Annotated in this window: 21 protein-coding genes; 1 reads left to right on the top strand and 20 read right to left on the bottom strand. The window is 54.5% G+C overall.

Going from position 1 to position 25,719, the window contains the following annotated elements; translation table 11 throughout:
* Positions 1-197: 197 nt before the first annotated feature.
* The 20 genes from cadC to rpsB all read right to left on the bottom strand — a co-directional run bounded on the left by cadC (position 198) and on the right by rpsB (position 24,527).
* The gene (gene cadC / locus ACMV5I_RS19985; RefSeq protein ID WP_414825134.1) at positions 198-1,748 is read right to left on the bottom strand and encodes a lysine decarboxylation/transport transcriptional activator CadC; all 1,551 of its coding nucleotides are present in this window, start codon (positions 1,746-1,748) and stop codon (positions 198-200) included.
* 89 nt (positions 1,749-1,837) lie between these two features.
* Positions 1,838-2,227 carry a VOC family protein gene (locus ACMV5I_RS19990; protein WP_024485573.1) on the bottom strand — a complete coding sequence of 130 codons (390 nt, stop codon included), beginning with the start codon at positions 2,225-2,227 and terminating at the stop codon, positions 1,838-1,840.
* Between the two features lie 86 nt (positions 2,228-2,313).
* Complete coding sequence (locus ACMV5I_RS19995) at positions 2,314-4,464, bottom strand: lysine decarboxylase LdcC (protein ID WP_202672094.1); 2,151 nt, start codon at positions 4,462-4,464, stop codon at positions 2,314-2,316.
* A 165-nt stretch (positions 4,465-4,629) separates the two neighbouring features.
* Entirely contained in the window at positions 4,630-5,589 is a 960-nt protein-coding gene (accA, locus tag ACMV5I_RS20000) for an acetyl-CoA carboxylase carboxyl transferase subunit alpha (protein WP_021806103.1), read from the bottom strand.
* A gap of 12 nt (positions 5,590-5,601) precedes the next feature.
* Positions 5,602-9,090, bottom strand: coding sequence for a DNA polymerase III subunit alpha (dnaE, locus tag ACMV5I_RS20005; protein WP_024485575.1), 3,489 nt, complete (start codon positions 9,088-9,090; stop codon positions 5,602-5,604).
* 152 nt (positions 9,091-9,242) lie between these two features.
* The gene (gene rnhB / locus ACMV5I_RS20010; RefSeq protein WP_024484324.1) at positions 9,243-9,851 is read right to left on the bottom strand and encodes a ribonuclease HII; all 609 of its coding nucleotides are present in this window, start codon (positions 9,849-9,851) and stop codon (positions 9,243-9,245) included.
* Positions 9,848-10,996, bottom strand: a complete 1,149-nt coding sequence (gene lpxB / locus ACMV5I_RS20015; protein WP_414825135.1) for a lipid-A-disaccharide synthase — start codon at positions 10,994-10,996, stop codon at positions 9,848-9,850. The genes rnhB and lpxB overlap by 4 nt, the downstream gene beginning before the upstream one ends.
* A 3-nt stretch (positions 10,997-10,999) precedes the next feature.
* Complete coding sequence (lpxA, locus tag ACMV5I_RS20020) at positions 11,000-11,788, bottom strand: acyl-ACP--UDP-N-acetylglucosamine O-acyltransferase (RefSeq protein ID WP_024484322.1); 789 nt, start codon at positions 11,786-11,788, stop codon at positions 11,000-11,002.
* 3 nt (positions 11,789-11,791) lie between these two features.
* The gene (gene fabZ / locus ACMV5I_RS20025) at positions 11,792-12,247 is read right to left on the bottom strand and encodes a 3-hydroxyacyl-ACP dehydratase FabZ (protein ID WP_021179919.1); all 456 of its coding nucleotides are present in this window, start codon (positions 12,245-12,247) and stop codon (positions 11,792-11,794) included.
* Between the two features lie 161 nt (positions 12,248-12,408).
* Positions 12,409-13,431, bottom strand: a complete 1,023-nt coding sequence (gene lpxD / locus ACMV5I_RS20030; RefSeq protein WP_024484321.1) for a UDP-3-O-(3-hydroxymyristoyl)glucosamine N-acyltransferase — start codon at positions 13,429-13,431, stop codon at positions 12,409-12,411.
* Positions 13,432-13,435: 4 nt separating this feature from the next.
* Positions 13,436-13,933, bottom strand: coding sequence for a molecular chaperone Skp (gene skp, locus ACMV5I_RS20035; protein ID WP_024484320.1), 498 nt, complete (start codon positions 13,931-13,933; stop codon positions 13,436-13,438).
* Positions 13,934-14,096: 163 nt separating this feature from the next.
* On the bottom strand, positions 14,097-16,520 hold the full coding sequence (gene bamA / locus ACMV5I_RS20040; protein WP_202672093.1) for an outer membrane protein assembly factor BamA: 2,424 nt from the start codon (positions 16,518-16,520) through the stop codon (positions 14,097-14,099).
* A 35-nt stretch (positions 16,521-16,555) separates the two neighbouring features.
* Positions 16,556-17,911 carry a sigma E protease regulator RseP gene (gene rseP, locus ACMV5I_RS20045; RefSeq protein WP_202672092.1) on the bottom strand — a complete coding sequence of 452 codons (1,356 nt, stop codon included), beginning with the start codon at positions 17,909-17,911 and terminating at the stop codon, positions 16,556-16,558.
* Between the two features lie 32 nt (positions 17,912-17,943).
* The gene (cdsA, locus tag ACMV5I_RS20050; RefSeq protein ID WP_021179914.1) at positions 17,944-18,792 is read right to left on the bottom strand and encodes a phosphatidate cytidylyltransferase; all 849 of its coding nucleotides are present in this window, start codon (positions 18,790-18,792) and stop codon (positions 17,944-17,946) included.
* A gap of 9 nt (positions 18,793-18,801) precedes the next feature.
* Positions 18,802-19,560, bottom strand: a complete 759-nt coding sequence (gene ispU / locus ACMV5I_RS20055; protein ID WP_021179913.1) for a (2E,6E)-farnesyl-diphosphate-specific ditrans,polycis-undecaprenyl-diphosphate synthase — start codon at positions 19,558-19,560, stop codon at positions 18,802-18,804.
* A gap of 370 nt (positions 19,561-19,930) precedes the next feature.
* On the bottom strand, positions 19,931-21,127 hold the full coding sequence (gene ispC, locus ACMV5I_RS20060; protein WP_414825136.1) for a 1-deoxy-D-xylulose-5-phosphate reductoisomerase: 1,197 nt from the start codon (positions 21,125-21,127) through the stop codon (positions 19,931-19,933).
* A gap of 158 nt (positions 21,128-21,285) precedes the next feature.
* On the bottom strand, positions 21,286-21,843 hold the full coding sequence (gene frr / locus ACMV5I_RS20065; RefSeq protein ID WP_121607666.1) for a ribosome recycling factor: 558 nt from the start codon (positions 21,841-21,843) through the stop codon (positions 21,286-21,288).
* Positions 21,844-21,969: 126 nt separating this feature from the next.
* The gene (gene pyrH / locus ACMV5I_RS20070; RefSeq protein ID WP_021179910.1) at positions 21,970-22,695 is read right to left on the bottom strand and encodes a UMP kinase; all 726 of its coding nucleotides are present in this window, start codon (positions 22,693-22,695) and stop codon (positions 21,970-21,972) included.
* Positions 22,696-22,829: 134 nt separating this feature from the next.
* Positions 22,830-23,684 (bottom strand): translation elongation factor Ts, encoded by an 855-nt coding sequence (gene tsf, locus ACMV5I_RS20075; RefSeq protein ID WP_024484315.1) that lies wholly within the window; start codon positions 23,682-23,684, stop codon positions 22,830-22,832.
* 117 nt (positions 23,685-23,801) lie between these two features.
* Complete coding sequence (gene rpsB, locus ACMV5I_RS20080) at positions 23,802-24,527, bottom strand: 30S ribosomal protein S2 (protein ID WP_021179908.1); 726 nt, start codon at positions 24,525-24,527, stop codon at positions 23,802-23,804.
* 359 nt (positions 24,528-24,886) lie between these two features.
* On the opposite strand from rpsB, the gene map reads away from it, so the two are divergent.
* Positions 24,887-25,681, top strand: coding sequence for a type I methionyl aminopeptidase (gene map, locus ACMV5I_RS20085; protein WP_021179907.1), 795 nt, complete (start codon positions 24,887-24,889; stop codon positions 25,679-25,681).
* Positions 25,682-25,719: the final 38 nt, after the last annotated feature.

A 25,719-nucleotide genomic window follows, 5' to 3' on the forward strand; every position in this document is an offset into this window, starting at 1 on the left:
AAGTCGATACCAAGAGTCGATACTTTCATTTGGACGCTCCTGCTGTTGAGGTTAGACACTCAAATTGTGGCACATTGCGATGCCGTGGTAGGAGCGTCCATCTCATTATCCCTGCGCTCAACGGTCGTAACCGTATGACTCCCACCAGCCTTAGACTTTTAGTGTCGCTGTATTTGTGCCAGCGGTTGGCAATGGAGTTATTTTTGCGTGTCGTAATTGTCTAAATAAGGAACAACTGCGGTGACAGAGGTTTGGAATACGCCATTACGGATCCAATGCAGCGTGTTTTCACCGGGGCGAAGGTTGAAGGCGGTAATATAAGAATCCGCAGCCTGATGGTTATGGCCCTGCATTTCGTAGACTTTGCCTAGTAATACATAGTTCAACCATGACATCTGTAGATCGATAGCTTTATTAATGGCGCGGTAAGCCTCATCCGTTTTCCCTTGGGAAAGCGCATCGACGGTAACTATCTGCTGCAATATGGGGGCATCAGCCAATACCGGCAACGTCTCCAGGCGGGTAATTTCCGTTCGTAGCTGTGCCAGTTCGGCCGCATCAAGGGGTTGGTAGGAGTTACGCAGCAAATCCACCAGCGCTTTTTCGGCAACGGCATACTCAAAGTCCGGCGAGGTTTTGATTATCGCCTCCAATTGGCTGCTGGCACGGGTCAGTGAGTCCGCATCACCCTGTACCAGCAACTGATGTGCCTGATAGAAACGCTGCAGCGCCGGGCCATTTTGCGGTAGCAGCTGCGCCAAACGCTGTGCCAGTTGCTGCGGCCAAGGCTGTTTCAACGCCGCCGACAGGCTGGTAAGGAAATCCTGCTGAATTTTTAGCTGATTATCGGTGGTAATAAAGTAGCGTTTATCCAGCATGATCGAGCTGTCGGCATTATCCACCAGCCGCACCGACAGGAAGCATTGCTGGGCACGGTAATGGCGTTGGTTAACAAACTCGATATACAACGACTTGCCGGAGCTGCTCGGCCCGGCAAAATTGTAGTTGGTCTGATCGTGTACCAGGAACGTGGAATAGGTATTCAGCGCGTCGGTGACCAGTTCACTCACGCCAACCACATAAGAGAGCTGTGGCGTCCAGTTGCTGCAGCTGTTACCGCCCTGGATACGAATGTCGATATCACGCGGGTTGAGCAACACCGGCATAGTGGACACCGGAATGCGCTGAGACAGGGTCGCAATGCCGACAAAGGCGACGCAGGCAGACAGCGCCGCCAGGAAAGTCAGCCAGACCCAAAAGGGTGAGCGTTGATAAAAACGACCTGCCGCAGTGGGTAACAGGGTCTTTGGCTTGGTAGCCGGACGCGGCGGTATATAGGCGGGAGCCTCTTCTTCGCTGCCATCTTCCGGTTCATGCATTACTACGGCCACCTGGGGTACCAACGGCGGCGCATCTTCCCCCTCTTCACACCACATGACCGGTGCAGTCAGTTTATAACCGCGTTTGGGGACGGTGATGATGTATTCGGGGCTGTCCGGATCGCCGTCTTTCAGATATTTGCGCAGTTCGGAAATGCACTGGGTCACCACATGGTTGGTGACGATATTGCGCTTCCAGATGTTATCAATCAGCTCATCGCGGCTTAGCACCACGTCCGGGTGCTGAGCGAAGTACTGCAACATATCGATCAGGCGCGGTTCCAGCGTCCGTTGACGCCCATCACGGCTTATGCGGTTGTCGGCCGGGGTGATCAGCCACTCCCCGACGCGGAAAACAGGCTCTTGCATGGCGGAAATAACTCTGTGGACACTGAGGGCAAGGGCGCGATGATAGCATAACGACCCATAACTTGGGCCGTTCTCAGCAGATTAAGCATTCATAGTTCATATAATTCGAGCGGTAATCCGTCAGGATCGCTGAAAAAGGTAAAGCGGGATTGGGTATAGGGATCGACCCGAATTGGCTCGCAAACGACCCCGGCCGCCTGTAAATGCGCTATCGATGCCTCGATATCCTCTACGCTGAATGCCAGGTGACGCAGGCCACAGGCTTCCGGGCGGCTCGGCCTGGCTGGAGGAGATGGGAAAGAAAACAGTTCAATGACGTATTGGCCATTCAGCGCCAGATCGGCTTTCCAGGAGTCACGTTCTTCGCGGTAATATTCCGCTAACAGGGTGAACCCCAGGATATCGCAGTAAAAGTGCTTACTGACGGCGTAATCAGAACCAATCACCGCTATATGGTGAACCTGTCGTAATGCCAACATGGATGAACTCCGTAAGTTATTTAGTGACCCCTCACCCCAACCCTCTCCCACAGGGAGAGGGAGCTGATACGGAGCCGTAATCAGGTTTAAGAGTCAATCTGTGAGGTTTTCAGCACCTTCACCAGATAGCGCCCATCCTCGGTCAACTTGGCGCCGTGGATATCGGTTTCAAAACCTGGATAGTGTTCGCCGATCGAGCACAGCATCAGCAGGAAATCGAGCACCGCGCGGCTCTCTTCGGTGATCATCTCCCCCGGCATCACGACCGGTACGCCCGGCGGATAAGGCAGGATCATGTTCGCCGCTACCTTGCCGACCAACTGGTCAATCTCGCAGGTTTCAACATTACCGCGTACCTGCTGCTGGAACATCTCATAAGGCGTCAGCTTCATTTCTGGCAGGACGTCAAACGCACGCAGCATCAGGCCCGGTAAATCGTGCTGGCGGATCAGTTGGTGGATCCCGGCAGCCAGATCCTGAATGCGCATATGGCGGTAGAAGTCCGGATCTTCAGCATACAGATCCGGCAGCATGTTTTTCACCCGCAGGTTAAGATCGTAAGCACGTTTGAAATCCGTCAGGCTGCGCAGCAGGCTCATCGCCTTGGTCTTGTCGATGCCAATGCTAAACAGGAACAGCAAGTTGTACGGGCCGGTTTTCTCCACCACGATCCCACGCTCATCCAGATATTTCGCTACCAGCGCGGCAGGGATCCCGCTCTCCTCCAGCTCACCCAGTTCGTTCATCCCCGGCGTTAAAATGGTGACCTTGATCGGATCCAGATACATATGATCGCTGTCGGTCTGGCCGAAGCCATGCCAGTTGTCGTCCGGGTTCAGCGGCCAGCACTGTGCCTCGTCAATCTCTTCCGGCTGCCAGATATCGAAGAACCAGGTGTCACTCTCGGCACGCAGGCGTTGCACTTCACGGCGAAAATGCAGGGCTCGCTCCACGGAGCGATTAATCATGCGCCGCCCCGGATTACCACGCAGCATCGCCGCAGCGGTTTCCATCGAAGCCACAATGCCGTAATGCGGCGAAGTGGTGGTGTGCATCATGTAGGCTTCATTAAAGGTGTTCTCGTCATAATCCCCTTTAATGTGGATCATCGAAGCCTGAGAGAACGCCGCCAACAGCTTGTGGGTCGATTGAGTTTCATAGATCACCTTGCCCGGGATACGATCGCCACTCATGCCGCTCTTGCCGTCATAAATCGGGTGGAAATTGGTATAAGGCACCCAAGCCGAATCGAAGTGGATCGACGCTACGTCCAGCGTTTGCTTGATGTAATCGGTGTTATACAGCAAGCCGTCATAGGTAGAGTTGGTGATCACCGCATGTACCGGCCAGCTGGCGTTGGCGGTGTCTGACACCCGCTTGGCAATGCTGTCGCGGGTAAATTCGCGCTGAGGAATACCGCCTAAAATACCGTACGCGTTACGCAGCGGGCGCAGGTAAATCGGCACGATGTCACACATCATCAGCAGATGACACAGCGATTTATGGCAGTTACGGTCAATCAGTACCGTACTACCGGCAGGGGCCGAATACATGCCGACAATCTTGTTGGCGGTAGAGGTGCCGTTGGTCACCAAGTAGCTCTGCTCCGCGTTGAACGTACGGGCAATGTACTCTTCCGCCTCCAGATGCGGGCCGGTGTGATCCAGCAGCGAGCCGAGCTCCGTCACCGAGATGGAAATATCCGCCTTCAGGGTGTTGGCACCAAAGAAATCGTAGAACAGGCAGCCCACCGGGCTTTTCTGGAACGCGGTGCCCGCCATATGGCCCGGCGTACAGAAGGTATATTTCCCCTCCTTCACATAGGTGAACAGCGCCTTGGTCAGCGGGGGGGTGATGGTGTCCATATACTCATCGGTATACTGGCGAATGCGCTGGGCGATATCGTCAGCAGCGTTCAGACCATACTCGAAGAAATAGAGCACCATACGCATTTCGTGCAGATGGACGTCGAAAGTGGAGTGGGTGTTGATAAACGCATACAGCGGCAGGTATTCATTCAGCTCGTTGATTTCGCTGCACAGCTCCAGGCTGTATTCGTCCCAGTCGAAGATCACCCCACAGATACGCGCATTGTGCTCGATCAGCTTGAGCAGATCACCGCTGTTCTTCGGGAACACCAGTTGGAAACCCATTGAGGCCAGCGCCACGTGCAGCTCGCGGATAGGCTCGTCTTTGTAATAAACGCCCATCGGGCTCATGATCGCAATGATATTCATCGCAGCTATCCTTTAGTTAACTACCAATAGCTTATAACAACATAAAAAGCCGGGGCTGTCTTACACGCATAAAAAAACCGCCCCGAGAGGCGGTTTCATATTGCTGAGTGGACGTTTGTAAGGGCTAGCATGTTCCGCCGTAGGGGCGCCGCATGCTGCGCCCACTTAGCAATAACCGTAGTTCATCAGCCGTTGATAGCGACGGTTGAGCAACTCTTCGTTGTTCAGGCCATCCAGATCCGCCAGGTCCGCCAACAGTTGGGCTTTCAACGAAGCCGCCATTGCCGGTACGTCGCGGTGAGCGGAGCCCAAAGGCTCTGGGATCACAGAATCGATCAGCTTCAGCTCTTTCAGACGCGGTGCAGTGATGCCCATCGCTTCTGCGGCAATCGGTGCCTTATCGGCACTTTTCCACAGGATCGAGGCGCAGCCTTCCGGCGAGATCACCGAATAGGTGCTGTACTGCAGCATATTCACTTTATCGCCCACGCCGATCGCCAATGCCCCGCCGGAGCCGCCTTCGCCGATCACGGTGCAGATCACCGGGATATTCAGGCGAGACATTTCACGCAGGTTGCGGGCGATCGCCTCAGACTGGCCACGCTCTTCCGCACCCACGCCAGGATAAGCACCTGGGGTGTCGATGAAGGTGATCAGCGGCATCTTGAAGCGGGAGGCCATTTCCATCAGGCGCAGCGCTTTGCGATAGCCTTCCGGTGCTGGCATACCGAAGTTGCGGCGAATTTTCTCTTTGGTTTCACGCCCTTTCTGATGACCAATGATCATCACCGGGCGGCCATCGAGGCGCGCAATACCACCGACAATGGCTTTGTCATCGGCATAGGCGCGATCGCCTGCCAGCTCTTCAAAGTCGGTAAAGATGTGTTTGATATAATCCAGGGTATAAGGACGGCGCGGGTGGCGTGCCAATTGGGCAATCTGCCAGGCCCCAAGATCGGAAAAAATCTTGCGCGTCAGCTCAACGCTCTTCTCACGCAGGCGCTGAACCTCTTCGTCCAGATTAATATCTAATTTTTCGTCTTGACGGCTGACTGCGGTCAGCGAGTCAATTTTCGCTTCCAGCTCTGCAATCGGCTGTTCAAAATCAAGAAAATTCAGACTCATAGCATTCCTATTTTAGTCAAATTCCAGTTCCACCTGCTCATTACCTACCAAGGTCCGCAAATCTATCAACAAGCGGTCGGTCGGCGTCACGCGCCAAGTTGCACCAAAGCGCAATCTTGCCCGTGCATCTTCCCGTTGATAGTAGAGATGCACTGGAATCGTCCCCGAGCGATGGGGTTCCAAAGACTGACGGAGACGGTTCAAAAGCTGGTCATCAATTTGCCTGTCCGTCAGCGAGATAGCAAGCCCGCGAGCGTATTTTTCACGTGCTTCACTGATGTCCATTAATTCACGAGCGGTCATTTTAAGCCCGCCGTTAAAGTCATCAAAGCTGACCTGTCCAGTCGCGATCAGGATACGGTCTTTTTCCAACAAATGCTGGTATTTTTCCAAGGCATCGGTGAATAACATGATGTCCAGACGGCCAGAGCGGTCATCCAGCGTACAAATGCCGATGCGGTTGCCGCGTTTGGTCATCATGATCTTGGAGGCAATCACCAACCCGACGGCGGTAGTCATCTTGCCGCGATCCGTCGGGTGCATATCTTTCAGGCGCTGGCCACCGGCATAGCGTTCGATTTCTTTGAGGTACTGGGTGATCGGGTGGCCGGTTAGATACAGCCCCAGCGTTTCCCGTTCACCATCCAGCACCACCTGTTCCTGCCAAGGGGGGACGTTGGCGTAGGATTGCTCTACCTGCTCCGGCGCTTCCGCCAGCACGCCAAACATATCCGCCTGGCCGATGGCTTCGGCTTTGGCGTGCTGATCGGCCGCTTTAAGCGCATCCCCCAGGGAGTTCATCAACGCGGCGCGATGAGGCCCCAGGCGATCGAACGCCCCGGACATGATCAGCTTTTCCAGAATACGGCGGTTGAGCTTTTTAATATCGGAGCGGGCGCACAGGTCGAACAGATCTTTAAAATACCCCTGCTCGCCAGAATTACGCGCTTCGATAATTGCTTCGATCGGCCCTTCCCCTACTCCCTTGATGGCGCCAATGCCATAGACGATCTCGCCCTCGTCATTAACGTGGAAGTGATACTGCCCGCTGTTGATGTCCGGCGGCAGGATTTTCAGGCCCATGCGCCAGCACTCATCCACCAGCCCCACCACCTTATCGGTGTTATCCATATCGGCGGTCATGACCGCGGCCATAAACTCGGCCGGATAGTGGGCCTTCAGCCACAGCGTCTGGTAAGACACCAATGCATAGGCAGCAGAGTGCGATTTGTTAAAGCCGTAACCCGCGAACTTCTCTACCAGATCGAAGATTTTTACCGACAATTCGCCGTCAATGCCGCGCGATTTGGCACCATCTTCAAAACCGCCGCGCTGCTTAGCCATCTCGACCGGGTTCTTTTTACCCATGGCACGGCGCAGCATGTCCGCCCCGCCCAGCGTATACCCAGCCAGTACCTGAGCGATCTGCATTACCTGTTCCTGGTACAGGATGATGCCATAGGTCGGCTCCAGCACCGGCTTCAGCGATTCATGCTGCCACTGGATATCAGGGTAGGAGATCTCTTCGCGCCCGTGCTTACGGTCGATAAAGTTATCTACCATGCCGGACTGTAACGGGCCGGGGCGGAACAACGCCACCAGTGCGATCATGTCTTCGAAGCAGTCAGGCTTCAGGCGTTTGATCAAATCCTTCATGCCGCGCGATTCAAGCTGGAATACCGCAGTGGTTTCCGAGCGTTGCAGCATGTCGAAGCTTTTCTTGTCTTCGAGCGGAATGGCCGCGATATCTATCGGTTCCAAGCCGGTCTTGGCACGGCGGGCGTTGATCATCTCCAACGCCCAGTCGATGATGGTCAGCGTACGCAGGCCAAGGAAGTCGAACTTCACCAGCCCGGCGTATTCCACATCGTTCTTGTCAAACTGGGTAACCGGGTGGTTACCTTCAGCATCGCAATAGAGCGGTGCAAAGTCGGTGATCTTGGTTGGCGCAATCACCACGCCCCCGGCGTGCTTACCGGCGTTACGCGTCACGCCTTCCAGCTTGCGCGCCATGTCGATCAGCGCTTTGACCTCTTCGTCTGCCTCATAGATTTCCGGCAGTTGCGGCTCTGCGGCAAAGGCTTTTTCCAGCGTCATGCCCGGATCGGGCGGCACCAGCTTGGAGATACGGTCGACAAAGCCATAAGGGTGGCCCAACACGCGCCCCACGTCGCGGATAACCGCCTTCGCCGCCATGGTACCGAAGGTGATGATCTGCGATACCGCCTCACGGCCATACATCTCCGCCACGTGCTCGATGACCAGGTCGCGTTTTTCCATGCAGAAGTCGACGTCGAAGTCGGGCATCGAGACACGTTCCGGGTTCAGGAAGCGTTCGAACAGCAGGTCAAACTCCAGCGGGTCGAGATCGGTGATTTTCAGCGCATAGGCCACCAGCGAACCGGCACCAGAGCCACGCCCCGGGCCTACCGGCACGTCGTTATCTTTCGACCACTGGATGAATTCCATTACGATCAGGAAGTAGCCCGGGAATCCCATCTGGTTGATCACTTTCAGTTCCAGATCCAGACGCTCATCGTATTCAGGACGTCGTTCGGCACGGACTTCAGGGTCCGGGAACAGGAATTCCAGACGTTCTTCCAACCCCTCTTTGGACTTGAGCACCAGGAAATCTTCGGTGGTCATATCGCCAGTGGGGAACTGTGGCAGGAAATATTCGCCCAAACGGATGGTGACGTTACAGCGCTTGGCAATTTCCACACTGTTTAGCAACGCTTCCGGGATGTCGGCAAACAGCTCGCACATCTCCTCTTCGCTGCGCATGTACTGTTGCGGGCTGTAGTTTTTCGGGCGTTTGGGATCGTCGAGCGTGAAGCCATCATGGATCGCTACGCGGATCTCATGGGCGTCAAAGTCATCTTCCACCAGGAAACGGACGTCGTTGGTGGCGACTACCGGCAACCCACGTTCGGTCGCCAGGGCTACGGCGGCGTGCAGATAGTTTTCTTCATCCCCACGGCCGGTGCGGATCAGTTCGAGATAATAGCTGTCCGGGAAATGCTGCTGGTAAAACTCCAGGCACTGATCGACCAGGGCCTGGTTGCCACGCAGCAGAAACTTGCCGACGTCGCCCATGCGTGCACCGGAAAGCAGGATCAACCCGCTGCGGTGTTCTATCAGCCAGTCGCGATCGATCACCGGGCCTGCCGGGCCATAACCGCGCTGATACGCCCTGGAGATTAATAGGGTGAGGTTTTGATAGCCAACGTTATCGGCTGCCAGCACGGTAAGCTGTGCCAGCTCATCGCCCAGCTCTTCGCTTTGCACATGGAAATCCGCACCGATGATCGGTTTGATCCCGGCACCGTGCGCACTGCCATAAAACTTCACCAGACCACACATATTGGTGAAGTCGGTGACGGCCAAGGCTGGCATGGCTAACGCGGCAGCTCTTTTCACCAACGGGCCGATCTTGGCTAATCCATCTATCATGGAGTAGTCACTGTGCACGCGCAGATGAATAAAACGAGGTTCGGCCATATCCAGATACCAACGTGTTGGGGTTCAGCTTGCTGAACCGGGGTTACATTAGGGTGTGGGGAAGATCACCGTAGCCCTTTCCCCTCACCCCGACCCTCTCCCAAAAGGAGAGGGGGCGTAATATTAAGCATCGTGTGAACTATGCGGCTTGGTTACTTAGCTGACGAGCCAGACTCCAGCGCCCGTCTTACCGGGGCAAAGCTGCGACGATGATGCTCGGTAGCCCCCAACACGGCCAGCTTTTCCAGATGGAACGCGGTGGGATAGCCCTTGTGTTGGGCAAAGCCATAATCCGGGAAAATCGCATCCAGCTCGGTCATTTCGCGATCGCGGGTTACCTTCGCCAGAATTGACGCGGCACTGATCTCCGCAACCCGGCTATCCCCTTTCACCACCGCTAACGAGCGCATCGGCAATTTGGGGCAACGGTTGCCATCAATCAACACCATGTCCGGTGCGATATGCAAACCCGCAACCGCACGCTGCATCGCCAGCATGGTGGCATGCAGGATATTCAGTTGGTCGATTTCGACCGGCTCAGCACGCCCCAGGCTCCAGGACAGCGCCTTTTCCACGATCTCGTCGTATAACGCCAGGCGGCGCTTCTCGCTGAGCTTTTTGGAATCCGCCAGGCCAACAATCGGCCGTGCAGGATCGAGGATCACCGCAGCGGTCACAACGGCACCCACCAAAGGCCCGCGCCCCACTTCATCCACACCGGCAAACAGCCGGGCGGCAGGGTAAACAAAGGGTTCCATCATGCTTTTGCCAGCTCCAACACAGCCTGAGCGGCCTGTTCATCGGCACCACAGCGAATGCTCTGATGCAGTTCAAGGAAGGTCTGTTTCAACAGCTCCGCCTGCGGGCTGTCTTCCAGCAGCGGCAATAACGCCGCGGCCAGCTTATCCGGTACACAATCGTGTTGCAGCAGTTCGGTGACGATTTCACGCCCCGCCAGCAGGTTAGGCAATGAGACATACGGGGTTTTCACCAGCCGCTCCGCCAGCCAGAAGGTAAATGGCTTCATGCGGTAACCCACCACCATCGGGCATTTTGCCAACATGCATTCCAGCGCTGCGGTGCCGGAAGCCAACAGAGCTGCATCGCTGGCCACCATCGCCTCACGCCCTTTGCCATCCAGCAGGTGAACCTTAAGCTCAGGCGCGACCTCGGCCTTGATGCGTTCAAACTGCTCACGGCGCTTGGCGTTGACCAAAGGCACCACCACTTCCAGATCGGGATAATGCTCGCGTAGCAATTGGGCGGTACGCAGGAAGTCGCCACTGAGCATTTCCACTTCGGCATTACGGCTGCCGGGTAGCAATGCCAAACAGCGAGCGCCCGGGTCAATGCCCAGCGTAGCGCGTGCGGCCAGCTTATCCGCCTGCAATGGCATCGCATCGGCCATGGTATGACCGATGAAGCGACAAGGGACGTTGAAACGATCGTAAAACGCTTTTTCGAAAGGGAGGAACGCCAACACCAGGTCGGTCGCTTTACCAATTTTGAAAACGCGTTTCTGACGCCAGGCCCACACGGACGGGCTGACATAGTGAATAGTGCGGATACCGCGCTGTTTCAGGCGGCCTTCCAGCGTGAGGTTGAAATCTGGCGCATCGATACCGACAAACACGTCAGGCTTCAGCTCACTGAACCGGCGGGTCAGATCCTTGCGGATCTTCAACAGGCGTGGCAGACGCTCAAGCACCTCTACCACGCCCATCACCGCCAGCTCTTCCATTTCGTACCAGGTTTCACACCCTTCGGCCTGCATCAGCGGGCCAGCGACACCGACAAAGCGGGCGCTTGGGTAGTACGTCTTAAGCGCACGAATTAATCCGGCACCCAGAATATCACCGGAGGTTTCCCCGGCGACCAATCCGATAGTCAATGGACGATTTGGCATAACTCAGCGAATAATCCCACGGGTAGAACGCGCAAAGAAATCGAGGAACTGCTGTACCACTGGCTGCTGTTGCGCCAGGGTTTCGATCTCTGCTTTAGCCTCGTCGAAGGTCTTCTCGCTGCGATAGAGGATCTTGTAGGCATTACGGATCGCCTGCATTTGATCCTTATCAAAACCACGGCGTTTCAGACCTACGGCGTTGATACCAAATGGCGTCGCGTGGTTACCCTGCGCGATGACAAAAGGCGGTACGTCCTGAGCGACACCGGAGCAACCACCGACCATCACATGGGCACCAATCACACAGAATTGGTGGATCGCGGTCATGCCGCCAATGATGGCGAAATCGTCGATCTCCACGTGACCAGCCAGCGTAGCGTTGTTGGCCAACACGCAGGAATTGCCCACCACGCAGTCATGAGCAACGTGCACGTTGACCATCAGCAGGTTGTCATTACCGACTTTGGTCAGGCCCGTTCCCTGTGCAGTACCGCGATGAATGGTGACGCTCTCACGAATGCGGTTACGATCGCCGACTTCAACCCGAGTCGGTTCGCCAGCGTATTTGAGATCCTGATTCACTTCGCCGATAGAGGCAAACTGATAGATCTCGTTATCGCGGCCAATCTTGGTGATACCGTTCACCACCACATGCGATTTGAGGACCGTACCCGCGCCGATTTCCACCTGGGAGCCGACGTAGCAGAAGGGACCTATATGCGCACCAGCGCCGATAACGGCGCCTTCTTCAACGATCGCGCTTGGATGGATAAAGGCGGTTTTATCAATCACGGATTATGCCTCCCGGCTGCGGGCACACATCATGGTTGCTTCGCAGACAATTTTTCCATCGACGGTCGCCACGCCTTTAAAGCGGGTCAGACCACGACGGGTTTTTTCGAAAGTGACTTCCATAATCATCTGATCGCCAGGCACCACAGGGCGCTTGAAGCGAGCTTCGTCAATACCGGCGAAATAGTACAGCTCGCCCGGTTCCAGTTTACCCACGCTCTTAAATGCCAGGATACCCGTGGCCTGAGCCATAGCTTCCAAAATCAGCACGCCTGGAAAAATCGGTTTACCAGGGAAATGCCCCTGGAAAAACGGCTCATTAACGGATACGTTCTTCACTGCACGCAGATATTTATGCTCTTCGAAATCCAATACACGGTCAACCAGCAAGAATGGATAACGGTGAGGAAGCAGTTCCAGAATTTCTGCAATATCTAGAGTATGAGTGTCAGTAGTCAAAATACTCTTCCTGTCTCTAAAAACTGATGGCATCAACAACACGGCCTGCGTTGACCCCAAAAAGGAGATCATCAGGCAGGCCGCAAATTAACAACTCTTTGCGCTTTTGGCATCATTGCCAACGCGTTTCGTTTTATACCCAGCATCCCGGGCCGTGGTGATTAGTCTTTTCCGACTTTTCGTTCGACAGCTTTCAAGCGCTTGCTAATCTCATCGATATTCATCACCAACGCCGCGGTTTTACGCCAAACTTTGTTGGGTTGTAACGGAATGCCAGAGGAGTATACCCCAGGTTCGGTGATTGGTCGCATAACCATTCCCATCCCGGTGACAACTACCTGGTCAGCAATCTCCATGTGACCATTGATCACACTGGCGCCGCCAATTTGGCAATAGCGCCCGATTTTCAGGCTACCCGCCATGATCACACCGCCCGCGACGGCGGTATTCTCGCCAATCACCACGTTGTGTGCAATCTGACACTGGTTATCTATGATAACACCATTCCCAATCTGGGTGTTATCCAAGGCGCCACGGTCGATGGTTGTACAGGCACCAATCTCAACGCGATCGCCAATAATCACCGTGCCAAGCTGCGGGATCTTGATCCAGTTGCCACGCTCGTTGGCGTAGCCGAAACCGTCCGCACCAATTACCGTTCCCGATTGGATCAGGCAGTGCTGGCCGATTTCCACTTCATGATAAATCGTCACGTTGGCCCACAGACGCGTACCTGCGCCGATGCGTGCCTGCTTGCCGATAAAGCAGCCCGGGCCGATGACCACGTTATCGCCCAGTTCAACACCGGATTCGATAACCGCGTTCGCCCCAATAGCAACGTTCTGCCCCAGCTTGGCCTCAGGAGAGATCACCGCGCTTGGCGCGATATCTGCTGCGGGTGCTGGCGTGGTGTCCATCAACTGCGCCATACGCGCATAGGTCAGGTAAGGGTTTTTAACTACCAGCGCTGCGCTACGGCAGTGTGGTAGGTCTGCTTCGGTGAGTACCACAGCACTCGCCTGGCAGGAAGCCAGCTGCTGTTGGTAGCGGCTGTTTGACAAAAACGTGATTTGGCCAGGCTGTGCGGAATGCATAGAAGCAATGCCGGTGATGACGAGATCGCCATCACCGTGCAATTGTGCATCCAACTGCTGCGCTAAATCAGCCAGTCGAATTGAAGGCATGGCGTTATTTAACCTGTTTCAGCACGTCTGCAGTAATATCTTTTGAAGAGCCTGCATAAGCAACTGCGTTAGCGTCGATCACGACGTCATAGCCTTCTTTGCTGGCAACGGCCTTCACAGCATCCTGAATACGGCTCAGGATCTTGTTACGCTCTTCCATCTGGCGACGACGATTGTCCTGCTCGAAAGCCTGCGCTTTCTGAGAGAACTTCTCACGCTGAGCCATCACGTCTTTTTCCATCTTGGTGCGATCGCTGGCTTTCATGGTAGAACCATCACGCTGCAGTTTCTGCATTTTGGTTTGCAGATCGCGTTCCATGTTCTGGAGTTCGCCTGCGCGGCCTTTGAATTCGCTTTCCAATTGCTTGGCTACGGTTTCACGAGCTGGCAACTGTTGGAAAATGCTAGAAACGTTAACAACAGCAATCTTGTCAGCTGCCTGAACGCCTGCAGAAGCAGCCATTGCTAAACCGAGGCCTGCGGCACATAACCACTTTTTCACTATAAACTCCTTACCATCACCCATTTGTGTCACATGACACTTTTGAAAGTACACAATCTGCCAGACTTATCACATTACACAATGAGATTTCTCTCGCTATGAGCTTGTTTAAGCCTGGCATTTGCGATTCTTGTACCGCTATGCCCACGGGTGAAACCGGTTATTACCAGGTTTTACCGATGTTAAACTGGAACTGCTCCGACCTGTCGCCGTCGTATTTCTTGATCGGATCCGCATAGGAGAAGACCAACGGCCCCAGTGGAGACATCCACTGCAGCGCAAGACCGGCAGACACGCGAATGTTGCTCGCTTTGCTGTAGTCTGGCACCCCGTACATCAGCGTCTGATCGGTGTTTTCCCAGTGGGTATCCCACACGGTACCGGCATCGATAAACAGCGAAGTACGCACCGAGTTGGCGTATTTCTCGCTGAGGAACGGCGTAGGCGTGATCAATTCCATACTTGCCACGGCCATGGCGTTACCGCCCACCGCATCGTTCGAGCTACAAATCGGCTGAGCGGTGCTGGTGCCTGGCGCGTACTGGCAAGAATACGAGTTGGAGTTGTAGTACACGGCTTTCGGACCAATGGTGTTGGACTGGAAGCCACGTACGGTACTTGAACCACCCGCATAGAAGTTTTCATAGAACGGCATTTCTTTACCGCCCAACCCATCGGCATAGCCCAGACGGCCACGACCCAGCAATACCCAGGTCTTGTCATCGTTAAGCGGCATATACTGCGCGGTGTCCAACGTCATCTTGTAGTATGAGTTGTCGGAACCCGGCACGGTCACCTTGGTGTTGAACGTAGTGCGGTTACCCTGGGTAGGGAAGTAACCACGGTCCAGATTATTATAGGTCCAGCCCAGGTTCAGCGTGAAGTCATCGGCTGTAAAGCTGGCGCGATCCTTAAAGTCAGGATAATCGCCCATCGAGTTCAGATAGCGCCACATGGCAATCTGCGGCTGCATTTCTGACAAGGAGTTATGGACGTAACCCAGGCCAGCACGCAGCGAGTTGTTCTCGTTGATTGGGAAGCCCAGCGTGCCGTCAATACCATAACTGCTGTTGGTATAGTCGGACAGATCGGCGTTATTCGCTTTAAAGTCGTTATAGAAGATACGGCCGCCCAGACTCACACCGTCAACGGTGAAGTACGGGTTGGTCACCGACAGCTCGGTATAGGTCTGGTAGTCGTTCTTGGTGCCGCTGATGCCAACAGAGTAGCCCGTGCCCAGCCAGTTATCCTGCTGGACACCCGCCTGGAAGCTGACGCCACTTTCAGTACCGTAACCCACACCAAAGTTCAGCGTCCCGGTGTTACGTTCTTTCACCTTATAGGTGATATCAACCTGATCGGGAGAACCCGGTACACGCTGGGTTTCAACATCGACCGTCTCAAAGTAACCCAGACGGTTCAGACGCTCTTTACCCTGCTCGACCTGATCGTTACCCAGCCACGCCCCTTCCATCTGGCGCATTTCGCGGCGCAGAACGGAATCTTTACTGGTGTCGTTGCCTTCGAACTTGATGCGACGAACATAGAAACGGTTACCCGCATCGATGTTGACGTTCAGCTTCACGGTTTTATCCGCGTCGTTGATTTCAGGTTGAGTCTGTACGCGAGGATAGGCGTAACCATAACGGCCAAACATCTTCTTGATGTTATCTTCCATTTTGGTCACTTTGGTGCCGTTAAACAGCTCACCCGGCTCAATCTTGGTCAACTGGGCCACTTCTGCCGAATGACCGGCCAGGTTGCCATTCACCACCACGCCGGAAAGCTTGTACTGCTCGCCTTCGGTGATGTTAACGGTGATATAGATGCCTTTTTTATCTGGCGTCAGGCTGACCTGCGTCGAATCGATATTGAAACGGGCATAGCCGCGATCCAGATAGAAGCTGCGCAGGCTCTCAAGGTCCCCCGCCAGCTTTTGCTTCTGGTATTTGCGATCGGCCACTACGTTCCACCACGGCACATCATCACGCAACTGGAAGTGCGCGATCAGTTCATCGTTGGTGAAGGCATGGTTGCCGACAATGTTGATTTGTTGAATCTTGGCGGAAACCCCTTCCGTGAACACCAGTTTCAGGTCAACACGGTTACGCGGCAACGGCGTGACAACGGCTTTCACCGAGGCACTGTATTTACCGACGCTGTAGTAGAAGTCTTCCAACCCTTTTTCAATGCTGGATAAGGTGGTGCGGTCGAGTGCTTCACCAACCCGGACGCCAGAGGCTTCCAGGTTTTGCTTGAGCATGTCATCTTTCACCGATTTGTTACCGGAGAAAGTGATGCTGGCAATGGTAGGGCGTTCCTTAACCTGAACAATCAGCGTATCACCATCGCGCAGTACGCGAACGTCCTCGAAGTTGCCAGTGGCAAACAAGGCACGGATGGTATTACCGATATCATCATCAGAGACGGTATCGCCTACGCGAACCGGCATGTTGAGTAACGCCGCACCGACGGCGACTCGTTGCAGGCCTTCGAAATGAATATCCTTCACTACGAACCCGTCTGCACCGTATACGGTGGCGCTGCCAAACAGCAGCGACGCTATGAGCAACTTTTTCATCGCCATCGTTGTTATGCGTTCTTCCTAACCTGTCCCCGCCCCTAAAGACGAGAAAAATCATTGAAAAGTGCAAGACCCATCAGCAGTACCAACAAGATCGAACCAATGCGGTAGCTGTAGTCCTGTACTCGCTCAGAAACTGGCCCCCCCTTCAGCTTTTCTATCGCCAGGAAGAGGAGATGCCCACCATCTAATACCGGTAATGGGAAGAGGTTGATGATCCCTAAGTTGACGCTAATCAACGCCAGAAACATCATATAATACACAAAACCCACCTCTGCTGATGCCCCTGCTCCCTGTGCAATGGAAATCGGGCCACTCAGGTTGTTCAGCTTCACATCACCGGTAATCAATTTACCTATCATGCTGACCGTAAGGTGCATCAGCTGCCAGGTTTTGTCCCCCGCCTGATACAGCGCAGAGAACGGCCCATATTGACGGATGGTCTTGTACTCATCCGGCAGAGGGATAACTTTGGGTATAATCCCGGCAAACCCCACCGCTTTGTCTTTTCCCACCGGCTTTGTATCTGGTATCAGCGTTAAAGACAAGGGGGCGCCGTTTCTTTCTATCTCTAAAACCAGCGGAAGCCCTGGAGCATTGTGGATACGTTTAACCAACGTAACCCAACGACCAAGTGGCTGACCATCGACTTTAACGATCCTGTCCCCCGCTTGTAAACCTGCCTTTTGCGCAGCCGACCCGGCCTGAACTTCTGCCAGCACGGATTCAATCTGCGGGCCACGCGGGATCATGCCTAGAGAACGCACGGGATCTTCTTTGTCCGGCTCAAAGCTCCAGTGGCGCAAATCCAGGGTCTTGCTCACCTTTTGTGAAGAACCAAACGGAGCAATTTCTACCTCGGTTTGCGTATCACCGATTTTGGTCACCAACGCCAGACGAACAGATTCCCAATCAGGCGTTTCGATACCGTCAACGGACTTAAGTTCCATTCCCGGAGAAATTTCGGCATGGGCGGCAATGGATTGCGGAGTAATTTCACCGATGACCGGGCGGTAACTCGGCACGCCGATGATAAAGACGATCCAATAGGCAAGAATGGCAAACAGGAAATTGGCAATGGGGCCCGCGCTGACAATCGCCGCACGCTGCCAGACGGTTTTATTGTTGAACGCCTCATGACGCAGCTCGGGAGCTACCGTTTCGACGCGCTCATCAAGCATTTTGACATAGCCGCCAAGGGGGATCATGGCGACAACATATTCGGTGCCCTGACGATCGGTGCGGCGCCATAGTGCACGGCCAAAGCCGATAGAGAAACGCTCCACACGGACGCCACAGCGGCGGGCCACCCAAAAGTGCCCGAACTCATGCACGGTGATCAATATACCCAGAGCGATAATAAACGCGACCAAGTTCCAGAGTACGCTGACCATAGAATCCCTTTACTCCCCCCGCCGATGACGGATTAAAACACTAACAGCATCAAGCAGGCAAATACCGGTACCGCTGCGGTCAGGCTATCGATACGATCCAGAATGCCGCCGTGCCCCGGGATCAGATGACCACTGTCCTTGATACCGGCTTCACGTTTGAACATGCTTTCCGTCAGATCGCCCAACACCGAAGCCAGGGCCGCAATCACCGAACAGACCAATAGGGTCATAGGCACCACGTTTAGCGGCGCATAGCGGCCAAACAGCCACGAAATCACGGCAGACGTGACCAGCCCGCCGACCAGCCCTTCCCAGGTTTTGCCCGGGGAGACCTTCGGGGCCAGCTTGTGTTTGCCAAACAGCTTGCCGAACATGTAGGCGCCAGAATCTGCGCCCCAGACCAGCAGCATAACGTACAGCAACCACCAGGCACCGGTAAAATGATTCTCTTCATAGCCGAACTGACGCAGTGCCAGCATGCCCCAGAAAAACGGCACGATGGTCAACAGGCCAAAGACCAGCCGCAAGGTGCGCGAATTACGCCACAGCGCCGCCGAGCCTGGATAGAACAGCACCAGAAGCAGAGCCACCAGCCACCATCCCAGCGATAACCACAGCGGGCCAGCGATCTGCAATTGGTGAACAGACTGATGGTAGGCAGGCACGCTGAGCATCATCAGCGCCAATAGGAAACCGCACAATATCGCCAACCAGATACGTTGGGGGCGGGCAGCAAAGCCAGCCAACTGCCCCCACTCCCAGGCGGCTAACATGCACACAGCGAGTGTTACCAGGGCAAAGCCCATCGGCGGCAGCAAGAACAGCGCTGCGATAACAATCGGAATTAAAATCAGAGCCGTTATGATGCGAGACTTCAGCAAAAGTTCCCCCTAGGACGCATTGGCGTCGATAGGTGTTGTTCCTCCGAAGCGACGCTCGCGTTGTGCAAATGCATTCAGCGCACCTTCAAAGACAAGTTCATCAAAATCTGGCCAGAGTACATCAGTAAAGTAAAGCTCGGCGTAAGCAATTTGCCACAACAAAAAGTTACTGATGCGATGTTCGCCACCGGTACGGATCACCAGATCCACCGGAGACAGATCGCTCATACAGACGCGCTCGCCCAGTAACTCTTCGCTGATCTGATCTACGCACAGCGTACCTTGCTGCACTTGCTCGGCCAGATCCTTCACTCCCTGAATAATATCCCAACGACCACCGTAATTGGCGGCAACGTTAAGCGTCAGGCCATCGTTATTTTCTGTCAGTTGCTCCGAGCGGCGGATACGCTCTTGCAAACGTGCGCTGAACCGGCTGACATCGCCGATCACACGCAACCTGACATTATGTTTATGCAGGCTTTTTACTTCGCTGTCCAGTGCGCGGACAAAAAGCTCCATCAACGCGGAGACTTCCTGCGCCGGGCGGTTCCAGTTTTCGCTGCTGAAGGCATAAAGCGTGAGTGCATCTAAATGGTGACTGGCGGCAAAACTGACCGCACGGCGTACCGATTTCACCCCTGCTTTATGACCGAAGACACGTAACTTGCCCTGGCGTTTAGCCCAACGCCCATTGCCGTCCATAATGATCGCGACATGACGTGGCCCATGAGCAGAAAGATTAGCTTCTTGTTGGTTTGCGGACGACATAACTCGTACTTATTTCCTCGGTAGAAACACCACAGCCTTGCCGGAATATCGGACCTTACGCGCAAAAAAAGCCGTGTGCCTGACACAGCTTTTCAGTCTGCCTGCCTGATGCCCCAAGGAGCTCCCGGCAAAGATTGGCGTAAGTTTTCCCCGTCTTCTGGCTTGGCACTGCCCTATTGGCCGCGTTTGTCAGGTAAAAAGGGCTGCCAATCCGGCCATTATTCAACGGTATAACCGGTGATTATGGCGCAGACTATAACACCTCCGTGAAGCCTGAACAAACGGCCACACGGCGGCCTGGCGAGTTTACCAGCAAATTCAGACAATGTAGCAGAGCCGAATTTACCCACGGTATAACCCGCTCAAGTGATTAAACCCGCAGGTTACGAATCAGACCGCCAGCCACCTCACGCGCCTGACGATCGATCTCCAGCACCATCTCAATGCTGGTGGGCTCCGCCAGCGCCATACATTCAACAACCTTTTGGTTCACGGCTGAAATATCAGTAAAACGAATTTGTTGCTGCAAAAATGCCGCTACGGCAATTTCATTGGCCGCGTTGAGTGCGGTAGTCGCCGCCTGGCCTGCGTCGAAGGCTTCGATCGCCAAATACAGGCAAGGATAGCGCTCACGTTCCGGCTCAGAGAAGGTCAGCGCCCCGATACGGCAGAAATCGAGCGCTGCCACCCCGGAGTGGACCCTTTGCGGATAAGCCATGGCATGGGCGATAGGCGTGCGCATATCCGGCGTACCCAGTTGGGCCAGCACGCTACCATCAGCATAGCGCACCATGGAGTGGATCACCGACTGCGGATGGAGGATCACTTCCATCTGCTCTGCCGAGGCGTTGAACAGCCAGCGAGCCTCGATATACTCCAGCCCCTTGTTCATCATGGTGGCGGAATCTACCGAGATTTTGCGCCCCATCGACCAGTTGGGATGCGCACAGGCCTGATCCGGCGTCATAGTGGCGAACTGTTCCATCGGCGTGGTACGGAACGGGCCACCGGAACCGGTCAGCACGATGCGCGAAACGCCGTGGGCTTCCAGCGAGCTATACCCCAGTTGGCGTTGGATGCTTTCTGGCAGGCTCTGGAAGATAGCGTTGTGCTCGCTGTCCAACGGCAGCAGCTGTGCCTGGCTCTTTTGCACCGCGTCCATAAACAAGCGGCCACAGGTGACCAGAGACTCTTTGTTCGCCAGCAGCACCTGCTTACCGGCACGAATAGCGGCCAAGGTGGGCAACAGCCCAGCGGCCCCGACAATGGCGGCCGTCACCTGGTCGACATCGTCTAATGCGGCCAGCTCGCAGGCTGCCTTTTCACCTGCCAACACGTCGGTTTTCACACCGTTTTCTGCCAACACGGCGCGTAACTCATTGGCGGCCTGCTCATCGGCCATTGCCGCATAGCTCGGGCGGAACTCTATGCACTGCTGCGCCATGACCGCCACATTACGGCCAGCTACCAGTGCCTTGATCGCGAAAAGGTCGGGATTTTCCCTGACCACGGCCAGGGTGCTGGTGCCCACGGAACCGGTGGAACCCAGAATTGTCAGTTGCTTCATGAGATCGCTCTGAATCTACTGCGTGATGAGATCGGAAGTACACCACAGTGTAACTTGCATCACGGCTGGTTTACGCTTTGTGCGTACGATAAAACGAGATCTGCACCACAAAAAATAAAGCGCCGCCAAGGCGACGCTCTATTTCAAGGCGATGGAGATTAGAAATCCATCAGTTCTTTTTCTTTATCGGCCAATGCCGCATCAAGCAGTTTGATGTAGGCATCGGTCATTTTCTGGATGTCGTCTTGTGAACGGCGATCTTCATCTTCGCTGATTTCTTTGTCTTTCAGCAGTGCCTTCACTTTATCGTTGGCATCGCGGCGCACGTTACGCACGGCCACACGGCCCTGCTCGGCTTCGCCACGTACGACCTTGATCAGATCCTTACGGCGCTCTTCCGTCAGCGGAGGAAGCGGAACGCGGATCACGGTGCCAGCCGAGCTTGGGTTCAGGCCCAGATCGGAAGACATAATGGCTTTTTCTACTGCCTGGCCCAGAGAACGGTCAAACAGGTTGATCGCCAGCGTACGGGAATCTTCTACCGTGACGTTGGCCAGTTGGCGCAGCGGCGTTGCTGCACCGTAGTATTCCACCATGATGCCGTCCAGGATGCTTGGAGAAGCACGGCCAGTACGGATCTTGCTGATTTGGTTTTTGAATGCTTCGACGCTTTTTTCCATGCGTGAATCAGCATCTTTTCTGATTTCATTAATCACGTTGCGAACCCTTGGAAGCTGGTTACTTGGCAGGCTGTACTGAAAAGTATAGCCCGTGAATTTTACTTATCAGAAGCACACAACGCCTGGCGTTACCCGCTCCTGCGAAATTTGGCCAAACAGCCGTTATTTGGTGATCAGAGTACCTTCGTTCTCACCCATCACCACGCGACGCAGTGCGCCCGGCTTGTTCATGTTGAATACGCGGATCGGCAAGCCATGATCGCGGGCCAGCGTAAACGCCGCCAGATCCATCACTTTTAACTCACGCTCCAACACGTCCTGGTAGGTGATCTGTTCGTACAGCGTTGCGTCCGGGTTTTTCACCGGGTCAGCGGAGTATACACCATCCACTTTAGTCGCTTTCAATACCACATCGGCTTCAATTTCGATGCCGCGCAGGCAGGCCGCAGAATCCGTGGTAAAGAACGGGTTACCCGTACCGGCGGAGAAAATCACCACGCGGTTGTTACGCAGCAGGCTGATCGCCTCTGCCCAGCTGTAGTTGTCACATACGCCATTCAACGGAATGGCTGACATCAGGCGGGCGTTCACATAGGCACGGTGCAGTGCATCACGCATAGCCAGGCCGTTCATCACGGTAGCCAGCATTCCCATGTGGTCGCCCACTACGCGGTTCATGCCGGCTTGTGCCAGGCCTGCACCACGGAAAAGATTGCCACCGCCAATAACTACACCGACCTGGATGCCCAGCTCGACCAGCTCTTTTACTTCCTGAGCCATGCGATCCAAAACGCTAGCGTCGATCCCAAAGCCTTCTGCACCTTGCAGGGCTTCACCACTCAGTTTGAGCAGGATACGCTGATAAACGGGTTTTGCATTGGTTGCCATGGTGTTCTGTCCTAAGAAGCAGTAGTAATAGTATTGGGGTTTTCAACCGATTAGCCTGGGCACGCGGGGCCCACCATCGGCGTTTCTCTGGCTGGATAAAATGGAGCCGCCTCGCGGCGGCTCCATTAACAGCATTAAGACTGTTTGCTCATTGCTGCAACTTCAGCAGCAAAGTCAGCTTCAACTTTCTCGATGCCTTCACCCACTTCAAAGCGGATGAAATTGGTCACGTCAGTGTTGTGCTCTTTCAGCACCTGAGCAACGCTCTTGCTTGGTTCGATCACGAAAGGCTGACCGGTCAGAGAGACTTCGCCGGTGAATTTCTTCATGCGGCCTTCAACCATCTTCTCTGCAATTTCTTTCGGCTTGCCAGACTGCATGGCGATGTCCAACTGAACTTGGTACTCTTTCTCTACCACTTCAGCAGACACGTCTTCAGGCTTGACGAATTCAGGCTTGCTAGCGGCAACGTGCATTGCCAGCTGCTTAACCAGCTCTTCATCCGCGCCTTTGGTAGCGGCAACCAGAACACCGATGCGAGCACCGTGCAGGTAGCTACCCAACACGTCGCCTTCCAGGGAAGCAATGCGGCGAATGTTGATGTTCTCACCGATTTTTGCCACCAGCGCAACGCGCTCTTCTTCGAACTGCGCTTTCAGCACGTCAACGTCAGTGATTTTGCCAGCAAAAGCCGCATCCAACACTTTGTCAGCGAAAGCCTGGAAACCGCCGTCTTTAGCAACGAAGTCGGTCTGGCAGTTAACTTCCACGATCATGCCGAAGTTGCCTTCGATCTTGGTTTTGATCACGCCGTCAGCAGCTACGTTGCCTGCTTTTTTCGCCGCTTTGATCGCGCCAGATTTACGCATGTTCTCGATTGCCAGCTCGATGTCGCCGTTAGATTCGATCAGCGCTTTTTTGCAATCCATCATACCTGCGCTGGTACGCTCACGCAGTTCTTTTACCAGGGCAGCGGTAATATCAGCCATTTCTTTTTCCTCGGTTATCTCGCTCGGAGATAGTTCTCATTCAGATAAGCAAAGGGGGCCCTTAAAGGCCCCCCTAACCAACATATTCAATACCTGGTTAATAAGGGCTTGACCTTATTATTCAGCTTCTACGAAGCTTTCTTCCGCCTGAACGGCCAGATCTTGAGAACGACCTTCACGGATGGCGGCAGAAACGGCGGTCAGGTACAATTTGATTGCACGGATTGCGTCGTCGTTACCAGGGATGATGAAGTCAACGCCGTCTGGATCGGAGTTGGTATCAACGATAGAGAATACCGGGATACCCAGGTTGTTGGCTTCTTTGATCGCGATGTGTTCGTGATCGGCATCGATAACAAACAGAGCGTCTGGCAGACCACCCATGTCCTTGATACCACCCAGGGAGTTTTCCAGCTTGGCCAGTTCACGAGTGCGCATCAGCGCTTCTTTCTTGGTCAGCTTGTCGAAGGTGCCGTCTTGGGACTGGATTTCCAGATCTTTCAAACGTTTGATTGACTGACGAACGGTTTTCCAGTTAGTCAGCATGCCGCCCAACCAGCGATGGTTCACGAAGAACTGATCGCAGCCGTTAGCATATTCTTTTACCGCTTCGCTTGCTGCGCGCTTGGTACCAACGAACAGGATCTTACCTTTACGGGAAGAGATCTTGGTCAGTTCAGCCAAAGCCAGGTTGGCCATTGGTACGGTTTTTTCCAGGTTGATGATGTGAACCTTGTTACGTGCGCCGAAGATGAAAGGCTTCATTTTCGGGTTCCAGTAACGGGTCTGGTGACCAAAGTGTACACCAGCCTGGAGCATGTCGCGCATGGAAACAGTTGCCATGATTAAAACCTCTATTAGAGTTGATTGGGGTTATGCCTCCACGTATCCCATAACGCCGACCCGGACAATGACGTGAGTCATCTCAAGGCACCCCGGCGGATGTGTCGATACGTGTGTGTTATTTACACAATGTGAGTGCAGTTGAACTACTTCGGTCATTTCCTCATTGGCACTTAAGGCCGAATGCGGATCTGCCGGCGCGCTTTATACCATAAACCCGCCCCAGACACCAACTTTTGTTGCAGTTGGCCTGGCCCTTCACAAATGAAATTTGGCAGCCTCAAGCCGGGCTGATACCATAACTCAATGCCTTATCTTTCTACCTTGTCGACCATAACGACACCTGCGGACTAACTTTCATGGCAATTTCAATTAAAACACCTGATGACATTCAAAAGATGCGCGTTGCGGGCCGCCTGGCCGCAGAAGTGCTGGAAATCATCGAGCCCCACGTTAAACCCGGCGTCACCACCGGCGAGCTGGACAGGATCTGTCACGAGCATATCACCAATGAACAGCAGGCGATCTCGGCCTGCCTGGGCTACCACGGCTTCCCAAAATCGGTCTGTATCTCGGTGAACGAAGTGGTGTGCCACGGCATCCCAAGTGACGACAAGGTGCTGAAAGACGGGGATATCGTCAATATCGACGTGACCGTGATCAAAGACGGCTTCCACGGCGATACCTCCAAGATGTTCATCGTCGGTAAACCGACCATTCTGGGCGAGCGCCTGTGCCGCATCACCCAGGAAAGCCTGTATCTGGCGTTGAAGATGGTCAAGCCGGGTATCCGCCTGCGCACTCTGGGTAAAGCCATCCAGCAGTTTGTTGAAGCAGAGAAGTTCTCCGTAGTGCGCGAATATTGCGGCCACGGCATCGGCGAAGGTTTCCACGAAGAGCCGCAGGTACTGCATTACGATGCCGATGACGGCGGCGTGGTGCTGCAGGCCGGTATGGCCTTCACCATTGAGCCCATGGTCAACGCCGGTGATTACCGCATCCGCACCATGAAAGACGGCTGGACGGTGAAAACCAAAGATCGCAGCTTGTCGGCACAGTATGAGCATACTATTGTGGTGACTGATAACGGCTGCGAGATAATGACGTTGCGCAAGGATGACACCATCCCCAACATCATTACGCACGAGATGTAAGAACCACAGGGTTCTTGTGACAAGCCGGCCTATGCCGG

The sequence above is a fragment of the Serratia sp. T13T92 genome (genome assembly GCF_047530105.1).
Lineage (GTDB): Bacteria > Pseudomonadota > Gammaproteobacteria > Enterobacterales > Enterobacteriaceae > Chania > Chania fonticola.

Bases quoted from the DNA above. Each gene is read 5' to 3' on its own strand.
- ACMV5I_RS19990 (WP_024485573.1), bottom strand. From the start codon at position 2,227: ATGTTGGCATTACGACAGGTTCACCATATAGCGGTGATTGGTTCTGAT.
- accA (WP_021806103.1), bottom strand. From the start codon at position 5,589: ATGAGTCTGAATTTTCTTGATTTTGAACAGCCGATTGCAGAGCTGGAA.
- pyrH (WP_021179910.1), bottom strand. From the start codon at position 22,695: ATGGCAACCAATGCAAAACCCGTTTATCAGCGTATCCTGCTCAAACTG.
- ACMV5I_RS19995 (WP_202672094.1), bottom strand. From the start codon at position 4,464: ATGAATATCATTGCGATCATGAGCCCGATGGGCGTTTATTACAAAGAC.
- lpxB (WP_414825135.1), bottom strand. From the start codon at position 10,996: ATGCCAAATCGTCCATTGACTATCGGATTGGTCGCCGGGGAAACCTCC.
- dnaE (WP_024485575.1), bottom strand. From the start codon at position 9,090: ATGGCCGAACCTCGTTTTATTCATCTGCGCGTGCACAGTGACTACTCC.
- ispU (WP_021179913.1), bottom strand. From the start codon at position 19,560: ATGTCGTCCGCAAACCAACAAGAAGCTAATCTTTCTGCTCATGGGCCA.
- rnhB (WP_024484324.1), bottom strand. From the start codon at position 9,851: ATGATGGAACCCTTTGTTTACCCTGCCGCCCGGCTGTTTGCCGGTGTG.
- rpsB (WP_021179908.1), bottom strand. From the start codon at position 24,527: ATGGCAACTGTTTCCATGCGCGACATGCTCCAGGCTGGTGTACACTTT.
- lpxD (WP_024484321.1), bottom strand. From the start codon at position 13,431: ATGCCTTCAATTCGACTGGCTGATTTAGCGCAGCAGTTGGATGCACAA.
- cadC (WP_414825134.1), bottom strand. From the start codon at position 1,748: ATGCAAGAGCCTGTTTTCCGCGTCGGGGAGTGGCTGATCACCCCGGCC.
- tsf (WP_024484315.1), bottom strand. From the start codon at position 23,684: ATGGCTGATATTACCGCTGCCCTGGTAAAAGAACTGCGTGAGCGTACC.
- bamA (WP_202672093.1), bottom strand. From the start codon at position 16,520: ATGGCGATGAAAAAGTTGCTCATAGCGTCGCTGCTGTTTGGCAGCGCC.
- rseP (WP_202672092.1), bottom strand. From the start codon at position 17,911: ATGGTCAGCGTACTCTGGAACTTGGTCGCGTTTATTATCGCTCTGGGT.
- map (WP_021179907.1), top strand. From the start codon at position 24,887: ATGGCAATTTCAATTAAAACACCTGATGACATTCAAAAGATGCGCGTT.
- ispC (WP_414825136.1), bottom strand. From the start codon at position 21,127: ATGAAGCAACTGACAATTCTGGGTTCCACCGGTTCCGTGGGCACCAGC.